Consider the following 16682-nt stretch of genomic DNA (forward strand, 5'->3'; position numbering starts at 1 on the left):
ACTGCCAGAGCGACGGAAAGGATCTTCGAAGCGACGGAAGGATTCGCCAGAGCGACGGAAAGGATCGTTGGAGCGACGGAAAGAATCCGAAGTGACGGAAAGGATCGTTGGAGCGACGGAAGGAACCGCCAGAGCGACGGAAAGAATCTTCGAAGCGACGGAAGGATTCGCCAGAGCGGCGGAAGGAACTGCCAGAGCGACGGAAAGGATCTTCGAAGCGACGGAAGGATTCGCCAGAGCGGCGGAAAGAATTCTCGAAGTGACGGAAAGAAGCTGAAGTGACGGAAAGCCCCACCGAGGCGACGGAAGGAACCGCCAAAGTGACGGATAGAACCAGCAAAGTCGTGGATAGAACCGATAAAATCGTGGATAGAAAGGTCAAAGTGGTGGATAGAACAGGCAAAATGACGGAAAGAACCGTCGAAGCGACGGAAGGAACCGCCAAAGTGACGGATAGAATCAGCAAAGTGTGGATAGAACCAGCAAAATCGTGGATAGAACCGATAAAATCGTGGATAGAACCAGCAAAGTGATGGATAGAACAGGCAAAATGACGGAAAGAACCGTCAAAGCACGGAAAGCCCCGCCAAACTGAAGAACGGCACTACCGAAAAATCTTGATTCATCTACTTAAATCAATAATTTTCTTTAAAAATCAGATATCTTGTTGAAGTTTACGTTAACGTCAATGGTATACTGAATGAAAATCGGAAGGGGGAGATGATATTGAGGACGATTCAGGAAGTGGCTAAGCAGTTTAATGTTTCAACACGGACAATTCGTTATTATGAGGAGCTGGGGCTGCTTAATCCTAATCGATCATCTACTAATCAGCGAACCTTTTCAAAAAAAGAATTAGCGAAGCTTAAGCTAATTTTCCGGGGGAAGCGTTACGGTTTTTCACTTGAGGAAATCAAGGAGATGGTATTGCTGTTTGATTATGATCGTACGGGCATTCAGCAGTTGGAGCGTACGGTCGAATATGGGGAGCAAAAAATTCAAGAGATTGATGGCAAAATTGCAGAGCTTGTACAGATTAAAAAGGAGATACAGCAATTACAAGGCATGTTTACAGAAAAATTAGCGACTTTAAAGGGAGAGATGGACGATGAATAGTTCGAATTTGTTAGCACGCAATGCGCGAAAGTACCCTATGAGTGAAGCTGTTGTTTGTCAGGGCAGACGAGTGACTTATCGTGATTTAGATGAGCAAGTGACACGTCTTAGTCATGCTTTGTTAGAGCAGGGGGTCCGGCAAGGCGATAAAGTAATCATTTTTATGCCTAATGTTGTAGAGTTTGTTGTTAGCTATTTTGCTATTCAGCGTATTGGAGCTATTGTCGTTCCAGTAAATGCGAAATTTACGCTGCAAGAGGTTGAGTATGTAGCGCAGCATGCTGATGCTAAAGCTATTCTAGTACATGAGGCAATTTTTGCAGCGGTCGAAAATATCACGGTAATTCCTTTAAAAATCAAAATAGGTCAAGAGCAGGATGGTTGGCTAAACTATGAAGCTCTTATTCAACATGCAAGCATTCAAACAATTGATTGCCAGTTGAATGAAGATGATGTTTCAACGATTTTATATACTTCGGGTACAACGGGAAAACCAAAGGGTGTCTTGTTTAGCTATCGCAATATTTTAACTGTAGCGCAAATGATTGCAGTGGAAATGGAAGTAAAGCCAGAAAGTCGGATCCTTCTTATGATGCCGTTGACGCATTCAGCCCCATTACATTTATTTTTAATGGCAGGAGTATTTGTAGGCTCGACAAATGTGCTAACGCCAACATTTACACCTGATTTATTTATTGATTCAATTGAGCAGGAACGAACGACGCATTTCTTTGGCGCACCAGTTGCTTATTTGTTAACTGCCCAACTGTCAAGATTGCAAACAACTGATTTGTCATCGATGAAATGGTGGGCTTATGGTGGAGCGCCGTTATCACAAAATGAAGTTCGCCATTTACAAAAAGCTTTCAGAACAGAAAATTTAACGTGTGTTTATGGCTTAACAGAGGCTGGACCAAACGGTTCAATATTATTTGGTGAAGAGCATACAACGAAGGCGGGGAGCGTTGGTCGGCGTGCACCACTGGGAGCAGAGCTGCGTATTATTAACGACAATGGAGAAGATGTCGGTGTTGGTGACGTAGGAGAAATTGTGATATTCGGTGAGGGCAATATGCTGGGCTATTACAAGGATGATACTGCAACGAAGGCTGCATTTATAGATGGCTGGCTGAAAACAGGTGACTTAGCTCGCCTAGATGAGGAGGGCTATATTTGGATTGTCGATCGTAAAAAGGATGTCATTTTTTCAGGCGGTGTGAATGTTTATCCGAAAGAAATTGAAGATAGTATGTTGAGCTATGAGGGGATATTTGAAGTGGCTGTAGTCGGTGTGCCACATCCGGAGTGGGGAGAAACGGTGAAGGCTGTTTATGCCTCTAAAGCGGAAATTGACGAGGACGAACTTAAAACTTATTTGGAGGAGCATCTTGCTAAATATAAAGTTCCACGCATATTTGAACGTGTGGAAGCGCTACCACGAAATGCATCGGGCAAAATACTAAAACAATCCTTGAAGGGGCAAGAGGTGAGATAGCATGAAAGTTTTACAGCAGGAAGAAATGAAAACAAAAAACTTTTTTAAAGATAATGATACACTTCATAAAGTTTTAGAAATGATGCTAGATAAAGAGTTTATGGAATATGCAACACGTGAGCTAACAGATTTCGGTGAGCTTTGTGCTGGAGATATTGATGCGAGAGCCAAACATACGGATAGAGAGGGTGAACCTCGATTACAAAGGTATAATGCCTATGGTGAAGAAGTGTCAGAGATTTGGGTCAACGATGGTTATAAAAAAACAATTGAAGAGACGTACAATACCGGCATTGTTGGTTATGTGCATAAGGATATTCCGCAATTAGGTAGAAAGGGCAATTATGTTTATAGCTTTGCTCAAGGCTATATACTTTCACATGCTGAGCCAGGTTTTTACTGTCCTGTTACTTTAACAATGGCAACTGCTTATTTGCTTGATCATTATGCAAGTGATGAGGTGAAGGAGCGCTTTTTATCACATGTATGTGCAACAGGAGATACAGAGCTATATGAGGGAGCAACATTTTTAACGGAGCGACAAGGTGGCTCTGATGTTGGGGCGAATGTTGTGGAGGCAAGAAAGGACGGCAATCAGTATCGTTTATATGGGGAGAAATATTTTGCATCTAACGTAGGAATGTGTGGAGTAACCATGGTATTGGCACGCATGGAAGGGGCTCATGTAGGCTCAAAGGGCTTAACATTGTTTGCAGTTCCATGGCGAAAAGAAGATGGCACTGTTAATAACCTACGCATTCGTCGTTTAAAGGATAAACTTGGTGTTAGAGCAGTACCTTCTGGTGAAGTGGAATTTGATGGTGCGCTAGCATATGTTGTAGGTGACCCAAATAAGGGAATTTACTATATGCTAGAGGCGCTTAATTTATCAAGAATTTGCAATGCGGTTGCTTCTATCGGAATTATGCGCCGCGGCTATTTAGAGGCGAAGCATTATGTGACAAATCGTCATGCCTTCGGTAAGCCTTTAACGCAATATCCTATGATTCAGGACACACTAGGGAAATTCGCTGCAAAGCTTCATGTAGAAGTTGCCACGGTTTTTGATCTTATTCAGCTGTACGATAAAGTAACTAGTGGGCAGGGGAATAAAGAAGACATCATTTTGAATCGCTTGTATATTGCTATCATGAAAAAAGAAACGGCAGAGCAAGCTGTACACTATGCAAGTGAAGCCATTGAATTACATGGCGGAAACGGCTATATTGAAGATTTTGTTACACCTCGATTATTACGAGATGCACAGGTACTTACTGTGTGGGAGGGAACTGCGAATATTTTAGCTTTAGAGCTCATTCGTTTAGTTGAAAAGTTCCATGTGCACGAAATGTTTGTTCGTGTCATGGAAGAACGTCTAGAAAAACTAGCTGACGATCCATTAGTCGAAATTGTAGCGGAGCAATTAGCAAAACTAGATTCAACTTTGCAAACATTTAGCCGTTTAGATGATGCAACGAAAACGTTTGAGGCAAAAAAGGTCGCAGAGAAAATGGCGCATTTATATGAAAGTGTGGTAGCAGTCGAATGGGCACAAAGATTCGGCGGCAAATATGAGAAGCTAGCAGATATTTATTTGGAGAACACATGGGCATTGCGAGAAATGGGTGCACCAATGAAAACGGTACAGTATTTTTCAGATATAGTTTAACTTCTTTAAGTATGCTGGGCATAATTGATTGATTAGAAGTCGTCTCGAATGGAGGCGACTTCTTTAATTTTCATGTATAATACAATCAACTGAATATTATAAAGGTTCTTTACTTAAGTAAAGTGAAAAGGGAAATCGGTGTAATTCCGATGCGGTCCCGCCACTGTATGTGTGAGTTTTTTCAATCTGCGCCACTGAAAATTTCGGGAAGGCTTGAAAAAGCGTATGGAGCACGAGCCAGGAGACCTGCCTTTATAGAAAACACGTTATAGCCTACGAGGATAGGATGGTGGATTTTGTATATGTATTTTTGTGCAAATTTGACCCCCTCATTGTTTCATGATGAGGGGTATTTGTTTTGGAAGATGAATGTCGATAAATTTAAAAAAGTGGGCGATAAACTCACAATGTTAGTTGATAAACCCACAATGTTAGTTGATAAACCCACGATATTAGAAGATAAAAATTAAAATGCATCGATAAATCAGAAAAACAAATCGTTAAAATCTATATGCACAAATAGACTAAGGAGGATTCACATGAAGAAAATTTGGAAAATAGGATTATCAGCATTTTTAGCTCTTGGCTTGCTGGCTGCATGTAATACTAAAGAGGCGACAAATGAAAAGCCGTCATCCTCTGAGCAACAAGAGACAACAAAAGTAGATCAAGCAACATTCCCAATGAAGATAACGGATGCTACTGGTAAGGATATTACGCTAGAGGAGCCTCCTGAAAAGATTGTCTCTCTCATTCCGAGTAACACAGAAATTTTATTTGGTCTTGGCTTAAATGATGAAATAGTTGGTGTGACAGACAATGATGATTATCCAGCAGAGGCCACTAAAAAAGATAAGGTTGGCGGTATGGATTACAATGTTGAAAAAATTATTGCGTTATCGCCAGATATCGTTTTTGCACATGCATCGGGTATGGGGAATTCAAAAGGAGCAATTGAACAGCTTGAGGCTGCAGGTGTAAAAGTATTTGTTGTAGCGGATGCAAAAAACTTTAATGAAACTTACACAACGATTGAACAGCTTGGTCAAGCAACAGGCAAACTAGAAGAAGCTAAAAAAATTGTTGCAAATATGAAGGCGAAAGTTAAAGAGATTGAAACGAAACTTGACGGTGTTGAGCCAAAGAAAGTCTTTGTAGAATCTTCTGATGAGCCACAAATTTATACAACTGGAAAAGGTACATTTATGAATGAAATGCTAGAAATGATTCATGCCGAAAATGTGGCAGCAGATGTAAATGACTGGTATCAAATTGATGCTGAACAAATTATCACGAAAAATCCAGATGTCATTGTTGTGGCATATAATTATGTACCAGATATTTTAAAGAAAATTCCACAACGTGCAGGCTTTGAGACAATTACGGCAGTAAAAAATAAAGCCATAGTACAAGTAGATGAAAATATAACAAGTCGTCAAGGTCCGCGTTTAGCAGATGGTCTTGAGGAATTAGCGAAAGCCGTCTACCCTGAGGAGTTTAAATGAGTAAAACAATTGTAGCCTATGTAACAGCAATTACGCTTCTAATCATTAGCATCTGGTGTGGTGTAGCGATAGGCTCGGTTCATATTCCACTAGAAGTATTGTGGAGTAAGGCGGCTGATGAAACAGCTGCCAATATTTTATGGAAAATTCGATTACCCCGAGTCCTGCTAGCAGGGCTTGTAGGGGCGTCACTTGCAATTGCAGGGGCAGCTTTTCAAGGCTTATTAAAAAACCCTTTGGCTGATCCTTATACGTTAGGTGTTTCCTCTGGTGCATCAGTTGGCGCAGTCTTGACGATTTTTTTTAGTATATCTCTACCTGTAGTAGGCCATTTTACATTGCCGACCTTTAGTATGATAGGTGCCATATTAACGATGGTAGCTGTCATGGGCTTTGCTAGAATAGTAGACCGCTCGCTAAAAATGGAAACTCTTATTTTAACAGGGGTTATATTTAGTTCATTTTTAGGTTCCTTGATTTCATTAATGATTGCATTATCTGGTGAGGAGCTACGCCAAGTAATCGGATGGCTGCTAGGCTCAGTATCGATGCGTGGTTGGCCATACGTTCAGATGATTATCCCATTTGTAATAATTGGCTCAATTATGCTTTGGACACAAAGACGTGAGTTAAATGTTCTGTTATATGGTGAAGAGCGCGCGAAGCATTTAGGTGTCAATGTTAAGCGCAGTAAATATATTATTTTAGTGGGTGGATCAATGTTGACAGGGGCAGCGGTAGCTGTTTCTGGAACGATAGGCTTTGTTGGTTTAGTTGTGCCTCATATGACGAGAATGGTTTGGGGTTCTGATCACCGTCATTTATTGCCATTATCGTTTTTAAATGGGGCAACTTTGCTGATTATTTGTGATTTAATAGCACGAACAATTATTGTGCCAAGAGAGCTACCGATTGGTGTCATTACTGCATTTATTGGGGCGCCCGTTTTTTCCTATATTTTTTATAAGCAACGTAGAAGTAAGGGGGTACGGGCATGATTGTTGTTGAACATCTTTCCGGCGGCTATGAAGACGTACCTATCGTCCAGGATATAAGTTTTTCCGTTGAAAAAGGCAAAATACTAGGAATCTTAGGGCCGAATGGTAGCGGAAAATCCACTCTGTTAAAAGTAATAAGTGGCATATTACCAGCAACTGCAGGCACTATATTAGTAGATGATAAAAATATTAGTTCTTACAATGCTCGTGCATTAGCAAAAAAAATGGCGGTGCTACCACAATTACATGCTAATGCTTTTTCAAACAGTGTTCGGGAGGCAGTATCACTTGGACGTTATCCACATCAAACAGGCTTCTTTTCAAGCTGGACTGATCGTGATGAACAGGCAGTCCAACATGCCATGATGCAAACTGGTGTGAAACGCTATGAACGTACACCGATGGAATTTTTGTCGGGCGGTGAACAGCAAAGAGTTTTTGTAGCCCAAGCTCTTGCACAAACAGCGGAAATATTACTGCTAGACGAACCGACGAACCATCTAGATATTGCTCATCAACGTCAGATTTTAGATATGGTGCGAAAGGAAGCAATTGAAAGTGGTTTGACCGTTATTATGGTACTACATGATATGAATTTAGCTTCCCTCTATTGTGATGAATTATTATTAATGGAGGAAGGGCGGATGCGGGCATTTGGGGCGCCGCATGAAGTATTAATCGCTTCGCAAATCGAAGACGTTTATCATGCCCGAGTTGCAACTTATGCACATCCAGAAATTCCAAAGCCTCAAATTACAATGATGCCAGCCTCAGTTGAACATCAGCAGCGTGCTGTCATTACAAAAGAAAATTTCACTGTTACAGATCGTTATATTAAGCTTCAATCAGGATTTCCTTTAAAAGCTGTGTCCTCAGCTGTCCATAATCCGGGTATCGGTTGGTATGATTGTCTGTTAAATCGCTCTGTACCAATAGATTATGTTATTAGCGATGTAAAGAAAGAGGTCGCTGGATTTTTACTAAAAGAGCATTTTTCATCTACAGGTACCGTGGTCATGTTAACAGCTGTCCCAACAAATCTTGTGGCTATTAATGAATTTAAAGCTTCATTTGGCAGCGTCCTTGTTGCTGTTACGGCCGGAGTTGGCAACGCCGTTGATGTGTCTCGTACACATGAAAGACAAGATGAACCACATGTTGGTACTATAAATACGTGGGTTATTGTTAATGGTTGTTTATCAGAAGAAGCGTTTTTCCAAGCAATGATGACAGCTACCGAGGCGAAAACAAAGGCATTGCAATCGGAAAATATTCGTGATGAACTTAGTGGTACAATTGCGACAAGTACAGCTACAGATAGTTTATTGATTGCAGCGACACAAAAAGGGGAAGAAATGCTGTACGGAGGTCCCATTACTGATGTAGGCAAGATTATCGGTAAAGGTGTTTTTGAAACAACTGTGCAGGCAATAAAAAATTATCTTCATTCAGCAGAAACATCTGCTGAATGAAGATAATGCCTCCGGCGGATGTCACGGATTTTCAAAGGAATGAAAAAGGATGTTAGCCTAAAACCTTCGCATCCTGCGAAAACGGCTAACTGACCTGCATCGTGCAGGCCTGGGCACAATTCAAAATCCGGACGCAATTACGCCAAGGCGAAATTGATAAAATAATTTTAGGAGATGAGAGAAATGAAGCTTTACACAAAAACAGGCGATACGGGGAAAACAAGTCTTATCGGTGGACGCGTTGATAAAGATAGCTTACGCGTTGAAACATATGGGGCCATCGATGAATTAAATTCTTTTATTGGTAAGGCTGTCAGTGAACTAGATCGTGAGCTATTCAAGGATATTCTAATTGATTTAGAAACGATTCAGCATGAGCTTTTTGATGCGGGTGGAGACCTTGCTAACGTCATGAAGGAACGTCATTATAAGCTGGCAGAGCAGCCGATAGAAGTGTTGGAATCACGTATTGATGCATTGTCAGACGAAGCACCACCGTTACAACGCTTTATTCTGCCAGGTGGTGCGCCAGCAGCTGCAACTTTACACATTGCTCGCACAGTAGCACGTCGAGCAGAGCGTCAAATGGTAACGCTTATGAAGGAAATCGAAGACGTACCGACAATTGTACAAAAATATTTAAACCGTCTATCTGATTATTTATTTGCAGTAGCACGGGTTGTAAATCATCGATTGAATGTCGCGGATATCGAATATATTCGAAGTGGCAATGTCTTTAAAAAATAACTTGATCACCAAAAGTTGTGGATGACATTGAGCTGCGCGAGTGAAGCGGCTCATCGGACGCTCCCGGGAAAGCGCTCAGTCGGAACGGAAATCAACTTCACGTTTTTGTGATGAATTCATTTTTTTTTGTAAATACTTTTAAGATTTATCGGAACAAAATCTTATTTTATCGGAACAATTTCAGCTTTTATCGGAATGTTTTCTCGTTTTATCGGAACAATTTCAGTTTTTATCAACTAAGGGCGACTTGGGGATCAGCGAATAGATGAACGAAGGCTAAAACCATCACGTCCTGTGATAACGCCTTCGTGACCAACATCGGTGCTGTTGCTGTCGCTTCGTTGCACTACGCTTTCGCACAGAATGAACCCCTTTTGCTGCCGCTTCGTTAGCACTACGCTTTCGCGCAAAAAACATCTGTTGGCTCGAGACCCTGTAGCGGAGCGGGAATCAACCACACGTTATGGTGAGAATTAGTATTATAAAGAAAGTAAAAAAGTGGTCACTTTGAAAAATTCAGGGTGGCTTTTTTTCTTGTAAAATGTAAGAATATAAAATTATCAGAAATATTTCCGTTTTATGTTGACTGAATGCTCACTCATTTATTAGAATAGGAATATAATGATGGAATGAAGTACATTTACGTATGAGCTAGAAAATTTATCACAAAGAGAGAAAATTACGACGAACTAAAGGGGGGACCAACCATGAGTCCATTAGTAATTGCAAACATTGTTCTAACAGTCGTGGTTGTGCTTTATGCAGTAGGATTGTTCTTCTATCTGTTAAAAACACGCTATAAGTTTGTGCAATTGGGGAAAAAGGTTGAGTTTGATGAAAGTGTTAAAGAACGAGTTGGTTATCTTATGGTCAATGTACTTGGCCAAAATAAGCTATTAAAAGATCCAAAGAGTGGTTTAATTCACGTCATGTTTTTCTATGGATTTTTGATGGTGCAGCTAGGTGCCATTGATTTAATTTGGAAGGGGTTAGCACCTGGATCACATTTACCGCTTGGCGTTTTCTACAGTGTGTTCACATTCTTCCAAGAGCTTGTCGTATTAATGATTTTAGTGGCAGTTGTGTGGGCGTTTTACCGACGCTATGTTGAAAAGCTAGTACGTCTAAAACGAGGCTGGAAAAATGGTCTTGTCTTAATTTTCATTGGCGGGTTAATGGTATCTACATTACTTGCAAATGGTATGGGAATAATTTGGCATGGTGAAGAATTAACTTATACAGAGCCAGTTGCTTCTGGCATTGCTGCTATTTTTAGCTTCTTACCAGCATCAGCAGCGGCTGTTGTTTTCTATGTAATGTGGTGGGCGCACTTATTAATTCTTTTGACATTCTTAGTGTATGTACCACAATCGAAGCACTTCCACTTGATTGTAAGTCCGATCAATGTGTACATGAACCGTTTAGATCGTACAGGTACATTAACACCGATCGACTTTGAAGCATTAGAAAATGCTGAAGATGAAGAGGATATGCCGGCAATTGGTGTTGGACGTATTCAAGATTTTACACAAAAACAAATGCTAGATTTATATTCCTGTGTAGAGTGTGGACGCTGTACAAATATGTGTCCAGCATCAGGAACAGGGAAAATGCTATCACCAATGGATTTAATCGTGAAGCTTCGTGATCATTTAACATTTACAGGTGCTGTTGTAACAAAGCAAAAGCCTTGGGTTCCTTATCAATTCTTCGCTAATACAAAGGGGAATCAGTTAGCGATGGCAGCTGGCGCAGAGGGGGCAGTCATTGAAGATATCTACAACCCTTCTTTAATTGGCGATGTTATTACAGAATCAGAGATTTGGGCATGTACAACTTGTCGTAACTGTGAGGATCAATGTCCTGTTATGAACGAGCATGTTGATAAAATTATTGATTTACGTCGTTACTTAACAATGACTGAAGGAAAAGTAAACCCTGATGCACAACGCGCGATGACGAATATCGAGCGTCAAGGTAATCCTTGGGGCTTAAACCGTAAAGAAAAAGAAAATTGGCGTGACCTAGATCCAACAATTCATATTCCGACAGTAAAAGAGCTGAAGAAGTCAGGCGAGGAAATGGAATATTTATTCTGGGTAGGTTCAATGGGTGCGTTTGATAACCGCTCGCAAAAAATTGCATTAGCTTTCTGTCGTTTATTAAACGAAGCAGGCGTGAAGTTTGCGATTTTAGGAAATAAAGAGAAAAACTCAGGGGACACTCCTCGTCGTTTAGGAAATGAGTTCTTATTCCAAGAGCTGGCAACAGCAAATATCGATGAATTTGAGAAAAACGACGTGAAGAAAATCGTTACGATTGACCCGCACGCATACAATATCTTTAAAAATGAATACCAAGACTTTGGCTGGAAGGGCGAGGTCTACCATCATACTGAACTATTGAATCAATTGATTGATGAAAATCGTCTGGCGTTAAATTTCGAAGTTCATGAAACGATTGTTTTCCACGATTCTTGTTATTTAGGTCGTTATAACGATGTTTATGATGCACCACGCGAGATATTACGTGGCATCCCAGGTGTTAAGCTTGTGGAAATGGAGCGTAATCGTGAAACGGCAATGTGCTGTGGTGCAGGTGGCGGTTTAATGTGGATGGAAGAGCATGTCGGCAACCGTATTAACGTAGCACGAACAGAACAAGCTTTAGCGACTGATGCATCCGTTATCTCTTCTGGATGTCCTTACTGCTTAACAATGCTTGAGGATGGTACAAAGGCAAAAGAGGTTGAGGATTCAATCGGTACATTTGATGTTGCAGAACTATTAGAGCGTTCTGTATTTGGTGAAAAAGTGAAAGCTGTCGAGGAATCTGTTGAAGAAGCAGCAGATGTAATGGTTGAAGAAGTAGTTGCTTCTGTGGACAGTGTCGAACAAAACGAGAATGCGGAAACTAACGCAGAAAAATGATGTTTATTGCAGAAATATTTCGGTTATCTGAAAAATATAAATTGCACAATAAATAATTGTTTTGTAGAATAAGATTAAATGGAGATGGGAGTTGAACTATAAACTCCCATTTTTCATCGCAAGAGGTCGAGCGAGCGTTCAGTCAACGCAGGTGCTCTAATACTTCTTCTAGAACGTAAAACAAAAGGGGTGTTTTACTTGAATAGAGCTGTAATTTTAGCAGGAGCAAGAACTGCATTTGGTAAGTTTGGTGGTTCATTATCAGCATTAAGCGCAAGTGATCTAGGTGCAATCGCCATAAAAGGGGCACTTGAGAAAGCGAATATTTCGCCTGATGAAGTGAACGAAGTAATTTTAGGCTCCGTTTTACAAGGGGGGCAGGGCCAAATTCCTTCAAGGCAGGCTGCGATCAAAGCAAGTTTACCAATAGCAGTGAAAACAGAAACGATTAACAAGGTTTGTGCTTCAGGGATGCGTGCTGTAACACTAGCAGATCAGCTAATTCGATTAGGGGACGAAGAAGTAATTATCGCTGGTGGTATGGAGTCCATGTCAAATGCACCGTATTATTTACAAAATGGTCGAACAGGGTTACGCATGGGCGACTCAACAATGGTGGATGGCATGCTATATGATGGCTTAACATGTGCTTTTAATAAGGCAAGGCCGCATATGGGAAGCTACGGTAATGTAACTGCTAAAGAATATTCGTTAAGCCGTGAGGAGCAGGATGCTTGGTCTGTTCGCAGTCATGAACGTGCACTTGCAGCAATTGAAAAAGGTTACTTTGCTGAAGAAATCGTGCCTGTGGAAATTCCACAACGTAAGGGAGAACCGCTTCAAGTCAATACAGACGAGGCACCAAGAGCTGGTACGTCAATGGAGGTACTTGCAAAACTCAAACCAGCCTTTGACAAGGATGGAACAATTACAGCAGGTAATGCACCTGGCGTTAATGATGGTGCATGTGCCCTAGTAGTAATGAGTGAGGAACGTGCAATTCGTGAAGGCAGAGAGCCACTTGCTTTTATTATCGGTCACGCAGAGATTGCTATTGAGCCAGAGAACTTCCCGCAAACACCAGGGCTTGTCATTAACAAATTACTGAAAAAGACGGGGAAATCATTAGCTGACATTGAATTAATCGAAATCAATGAAGCATTTGCAGCGGTAGCTCTTGTCAGCAAGCAGTTGGCGGATTTAGATGCTGAAAAGGTCAATGTTAACGGTGGTGCAGTTGCACTAGGTCATCCAATCGGAGCATCTGGAGCACGTATTATTTTAACGCTTGCTCATGAATTAAAGCGCCGAGGCGGTGGTATCGGAATTGCTGCTATCTGCTCAGGTGGAGGGCAAGGCGATGCAATTATGATTGAAGTACCGAAAACAGGGGGACACGAATGATGGGAATTCAAAAAGTAATGGTTATTGGCGCTGGGCAAATGGGCTCCGGCATTGCACAAGTTTGTGCACAAGCTGGTTATGATGTCAAACTGAACGACATGAAGCAAGAATTTTTCGAACGCGGTTTAGGAGTAATTACGAAAAACCTGACACGTGATGTCGAAAAGGGTCGTAAAACTGAGGATGAAAAGGTGGCCATTCTAGGTCGTATTAGTATGTCACTAGATTTACAGGATGCTAGTGACGTAGATATTATCATCGAGGCAGCAGTGGAAAATATGGAAATAAAGCAATCCATCTTTAAGCAAATTGATCAGATTGCACCGGCACATGCCATTTTAGCTACGAATACATCATCTTTACCAATTACGGAAATTGCAGCTGTAACAAATCGTCCAGAGCAAGTGATTGGTATGCACTTTATGAATCCGGTACCTGTTATGAAGCTAGTAGAAATTATTAGAGGGTTAGCAACAAGTGATGAAGTCTACAAAGCGGTTGAAGAAATGACAGTAAAATTATCGAAAACTCCAGTGGAAGTAAATGACTTCCCAGGCTTTATTTCGAATCGTATTTTATTACCGATGATTAATGAAGCGATCTACGCATTATATGAGGGTGTAGCATCGAAAGAAGCTATTGATGATGTGATGAAACTCGGAATGAATCATCCGATGGGGCCATTAACATTGGCAGACTTTATTGGTCTGGATACATGTCTATCCATCATGGAGATTTTACATGAGGGCTTAGGTGATAGTAAATATAGACCTTGTCCATTGCTTCGTAAATATGTGGCAGCTGGATGGCTAGGTAAAAAATCTGGAAGAGGTTTTTACGTTTATGAATAATCCTATGGGGATGGGACGATTCAAACGAAGTGTACTGCAACGGGACAACGTACAGGGGTGACATTATAGATGCATTTACAATTTACAGATGAACAAATAATGATGCGTGATATGGTTCGTAATTTTGCTCAGGATAAAATTGAACCATGGGTAGAACGTATGGAGGCAGGAGAGTTCCCTCGTGAGCTCCTTGCACAAATGGGAGAATTAGGTTTAATGGGGATTACGACGCCTGAGGAATTAGGCGGCTCAGCGATGGATTTTACATCGTACATAATTGCTATCAATGAACTATCGAAGGTTAGCGCAGTAATGGGGGTTATTTTATCTGTGCATACCTCGGTTGGAACAAATCCCATTATTTATTTCGGCAACGATGAACAGAAGAAACGTTATGTTCCAAAGCTTGCTGCAGGTGAATATTTAGGGGCATTTTGTTTAACAGAGCCTAGCGCGGGTTCAGATGCTGGCTCTTTGCAATCTAAAGCGGTGCGAGATGGAGATGACTATGTCATCAACGGCTCCAAGGTGTTTATTACAAACGGTGGAGAAGCAGATGTTTATATTGTCTTTGCCTCAACGAATCCTACTGAAAAAACACGTGGTATTTCAGCGTTTATTGTTGAAAAAGGAACACCGGGCTTAATCATAGGTAAAGATGAACATAAAATGGGCTTACACGGCTCACGTACAGTTCAACTAACATTCGACAACTGTCGCATTCCGGCCACGAACCTTCTTGGGGAGGAAGGGGAAGGCTTTAAAATTGCAATGGCCAACTTAGATGTAGGACGTATTGGAATTGCAGCACAAGCTCTAGGCATTGCTGAAGCGGCACTAGAGGCAGCTACTGCATATGCAAAAGAACGTGTTCAATTTGGAAAGCCTATAACAACGCAACAAGGTGTTGGCTTCAAACTTGCTGATATGGCGACTGCTGTAGAAGCAGCAAAATTACTAGTCTATCGGGCAGCGGATTTACGCACAAAAGGGTTACCGTGTGGAGCCGAGGCCGCGATGGCGAAACTTTTTGCCTCTCGTACGGCAGTGCAAACAGCGATAGACGCTATACAAATTTTTGGTGGCTATGGCTATACAAAAGACTATCCAGTAGAGCGTTATTTCCGAGATGCAAAAGTGACCGAAATATACGAAGGTACAAGTGAAATTCAAAAGCTAGTCATTGGTAAATATTTACTTAAATAAGGTCTGATGTTATGTTGCAATGTTGATATTCTTCAAGGAAAAAGCTCGGGTACTGATCAGTTTCCCGAAGCGATAACCCAGAAACATTATCAAAAATTGAAATCAACAATCAAAGCACTAACAAACTCTAACGAAAAAGGGGAAATGGACAATGAACTTTCAATTATCAGAAGAGCATGAACAATTACGCGAAATGATTCGTGATTTTGCTATTAATGAAGTAGCACCAACAGCAGCTGAACGTGACGAGAACGAAGAGTTTGACCGTGCAATTTTTGATAAAATGGCGGAGCTAGGCTTAACAGGTATTCCATGGCCAGAAGAATACGGCGGTGCAGGTTTTGATTATCTTGCATATGTCATTGCTGTAGAGGAGTTATCACGTGTATGTGCATCAACAGGGGTTACTTTATCAGCACATACTTCACTTGCTGGTTGGCCGATTTATAAATTCGGTACGGAAGAACAAAAACAAAAATATCTTCGTCCAATGGCGGAAGGTAAACATATCGGTGCATATGGCTTAACAGAGCCAGGATCAGGCTCTGATGCTGGTGGCATGAGAACATATGCAAAACGTGATGGCGATGATTATATTTTAAACGGCTCGAAGATTTTCATTACCAATGGTGGAGTAGCAGATACATATGTTGTATTTGCAGTCACAGATCCAGAAGCTAAAAATGGCACAACTGCTTTTATCGTTGAAGCTGGCTTTGAAGGTTTCTCGGTAGGGAAGAAGGAGAAAAAACTAGGAATTCGTTCATCTCCAACAACTGAAATTATTTTTGATAACTGTCGCGTTCCGAAAGAAAATATGCTTGGAGCTGAGGGAGAAGGCTTCAAAATTGCGATGACAACACTTGATGGAGGACGTAATGGTATTGCGGCACAAGCTGTAGGAATTGCACAAGGGGCTTTGGATGCAGCAGTTGAATACGGTAAAGAGCGTGTGCAGTTTGGTAAACCGATTACTGCCAACCAAGGTGTATCCTTTAAACTAGCGGATATGGCAACTCAAATTGAAGCATCTCGACTGCTTACATACCAAGCGGCTTGGTTGGAATCGAATGGTCTACCTTATGGTAAAGCATCTGCAATGGCAAAATTAATGGCTGGCGATACTGCGATGAATGTAACGACTGAGGCGGTTCAAGTCTTTGGTGGATATGGTTATACGAAGGATTATCCAGTTGAGCGCTTCATGCGTGATGCAAAAATCACACAAATTTATGAAGGTACACAAGAGATTCAACGACTTGTTATCTCTCGTATGTTGACAAAGTAAC

Annotated in this window: 14 protein-coding genes and 1 riboswitch; of the genes, 13 read left to right on the forward strand and 1 reads right to left on the reverse strand. The window is 41.2% G+C overall.

Annotated elements, in window-relative coordinates:
* Positions 1-320: 320 nt before the first annotated feature.
* The 8 genes from ACZ11_RS26705 (at position 321) to ACZ11_RS18345 (ending at position 9002) form a co-directional block, all read left to right on the forward strand.
* The gene (locus ACZ11_RS26705) at positions 321-533 is read left to right on the forward strand and encodes a hypothetical protein (protein ID WP_236690906.1); all 213 of its coding nucleotides are present in this window, start codon (positions 321-323) and stop codon (positions 531-533) included.
* 193 nt (positions 534-726) lie between these two features.
* A complete protein-coding gene (locus tag ACZ11_RS18315) occupies positions 727-1116 on the forward strand; it encodes a MerR family transcriptional regulator (RefSeq protein ID WP_049667982.1) in 390 nt (129 codons plus the stop codon).
* Positions 1109-2611: a class I adenylate-forming enzyme family protein gene (locus ACZ11_RS18320; protein WP_049667983.1), complete on the forward strand. Its 1503-nt coding sequence runs from the start codon at positions 1109-1111 to the stop codon at positions 2609-2611. The genes ACZ11_RS18315 and ACZ11_RS18320 overlap by 8 nt, the downstream gene beginning before the upstream one ends.
* 1 nt (position 2612) lies before the next feature.
* The gene (locus tag ACZ11_RS18325) at positions 2613-4280 is read left to right on the forward strand and encodes an acyl-CoA dehydrogenase family protein (protein ID WP_049667984.1); all 1668 of its coding nucleotides are present in this window, start codon (positions 2613-2615) and stop codon (positions 4278-4280) included.
* 85 nt (positions 4281-4365) lie between these two features.
* Positions 4366-4548, forward strand: a riboswitch (cobalamin riboswitch).
* A gap of 271 nt (positions 4549-4819) precedes the next feature.
* Complete coding sequence (locus ACZ11_RS18330; RefSeq protein WP_049667985.1) at positions 4820-5785, forward strand: ABC transporter substrate-binding protein; 966 nt, start codon at positions 4820-4822, stop codon at positions 5783-5785.
* On the forward strand, positions 5782-6783 hold the full coding sequence (locus ACZ11_RS18335; protein ID WP_049667986.1) for a FecCD family ABC transporter permease: 1002 nt from the start codon (positions 5782-5784) through the stop codon (positions 6781-6783). Before ACZ11_RS18330 ends, ACZ11_RS18335 begins: the two co-directional genes overlap by 4 nt.
* Positions 6780-8255, forward strand: a complete 1476-nt coding sequence (locus ACZ11_RS18340) for an adenosylcobinamide amidohydrolase (RefSeq protein ID WP_049667987.1) — start codon at positions 6780-6782, stop codon at positions 8253-8255. Before ACZ11_RS18335 ends, ACZ11_RS18340 begins: the two co-directional genes overlap by 4 nt.
* 183 nt (positions 8256-8438) lie before the next feature.
* Positions 8439-9002: a cob(I)yrinic acid a,c-diamide adenosyltransferase gene (locus tag ACZ11_RS18345; protein WP_049667988.1), complete on the forward strand. Its 564-nt coding sequence runs from the start codon at positions 8439-8441 to the stop codon at positions 9000-9002.
* A gap of 254 nt (positions 9003-9256) precedes the next feature.
* Here the strand turns inward: ACZ11_RS18345 and ACZ11_RS26435 are convergent, their stop codons facing one another.
* On the reverse strand, positions 9257-9412 hold the full coding sequence (locus ACZ11_RS26435; RefSeq protein WP_161804481.1) for a hypothetical protein: 156 nt from the start codon (positions 9410-9412) through the stop codon (positions 9257-9259).
* A gap of 297 nt (positions 9413-9709) precedes the next feature.
* Here ACZ11_RS26435 and ACZ11_RS18350 point away from each other — a divergent pair, with 297 nt between their 5' ends.
* From ACZ11_RS18350 to ACZ11_RS18370, 5 genes are all read left to right on the forward strand, one after another.
* On the forward strand, positions 9710-11932 hold the full coding sequence (locus ACZ11_RS18350) for a heterodisulfide reductase-related iron-sulfur binding cluster (RefSeq protein WP_049667989.1): 2223 nt from the start codon (positions 9710-9712) through the stop codon (positions 11930-11932).
* Between the two features lie 198 nt (positions 11933-12130).
* On the forward strand, positions 12131-13336 hold the full coding sequence (locus ACZ11_RS18355) for an acetyl-CoA C-acetyltransferase (protein WP_049667990.1): 1206 nt from the start codon (positions 12131-12133) through the stop codon (positions 13334-13336).
* Positions 13336-14187 (forward strand): 3-hydroxybutyryl-CoA dehydrogenase, encoded by an 852-nt coding sequence (locus tag ACZ11_RS18360; RefSeq protein ID WP_049667991.1) that lies wholly within the window; start codon positions 13336-13338, stop codon positions 14185-14187. Before ACZ11_RS18355 ends, ACZ11_RS18360 begins: the two co-directional genes overlap by 1 nt.
* Before the next feature lie 69 nt (positions 14188-14256).
* A complete protein-coding gene (locus ACZ11_RS18365) occupies positions 14257-15393 on the forward strand; it encodes an acyl-CoA dehydrogenase (protein ID WP_049667992.1) in 1137 nt (378 codons plus the stop codon).
* 151 nt (positions 15394-15544) lie between these two features.
* A complete protein-coding gene (locus tag ACZ11_RS18370) occupies positions 15545-16681 on the forward strand; it encodes an acyl-CoA dehydrogenase (protein WP_049667993.1) in 1137 nt (378 codons plus the stop codon).
* Position 16682 lies beyond the last annotated feature (1 nt).

The sequence above is a fragment of the Lysinibacillus xylanilyticus genome, assembly GCF_001183605.1.
Lineage (GTDB): Bacteria > Bacillota > Bacilli > Bacillales_A > Planococcaceae > Lysinibacillus > Lysinibacillus xylanilyticus.

What these genes read in the sequence shown, in the direction of transcription:
- ACZ11_RS18350 (WP_049667989.1), top strand. Translation starts at nt 9,710, where the DNA reads ATGAGTCCATTAGTAATTGCAAACATTGTTCTAACAGTCGTGGTTGTG.
- ACZ11_RS18320 (WP_049667983.1), top strand. Translation starts at nt 1,109, where the DNA reads ATGAATAGTTCGAATTTGTTAGCACGCAATGCGCGAAAGTACCCTATG.
- ACZ11_RS18330 (WP_049667985.1), top strand. Translation starts at nt 4,820, where the DNA reads ATGAAGAAAATTTGGAAAATAGGATTATCAGCATTTTTAGCTCTTGGC.
- ACZ11_RS18360 (WP_049667991.1), top strand. Translation starts at nt 13,336, where the DNA reads ATGGGAATTCAAAAAGTAATGGTTATTGGCGCTGGGCAAATGGGCTCC.
- ACZ11_RS18345 (WP_049667988.1), top strand. Translation starts at nt 8,439, where the DNA reads ATGAAGCTTTACACAAAAACAGGCGATACGGGGAAAACAAGTCTTATC.
- ACZ11_RS18335 (WP_049667986.1), top strand. Translation starts at nt 5,782, where the DNA reads ATGAGTAAAACAATTGTAGCCTATGTAACAGCAATTACGCTTCTAATC.
- ACZ11_RS18340 (WP_049667987.1), top strand. Translation starts at nt 6,780, where the DNA reads ATGATTGTTGTTGAACATCTTTCCGGCGGCTATGAAGACGTACCTATC.
- ACZ11_RS18370 (WP_049667993.1), top strand. Translation starts at nt 15,545, where the DNA reads ATGAACTTTCAATTATCAGAAGAGCATGAACAATTACGCGAAATGATT.
- ACZ11_RS18325 (WP_049667984.1), top strand. Translation starts at nt 2,613, where the DNA reads ATGAAAGTTTTACAGCAGGAAGAAATGAAAACAAAAAACTTTTTTAAA.
- ACZ11_RS18365 (WP_049667992.1), top strand. Translation starts at nt 14,257, where the DNA reads ATGCATTTACAATTTACAGATGAACAAATAATGATGCGTGATATGGTT.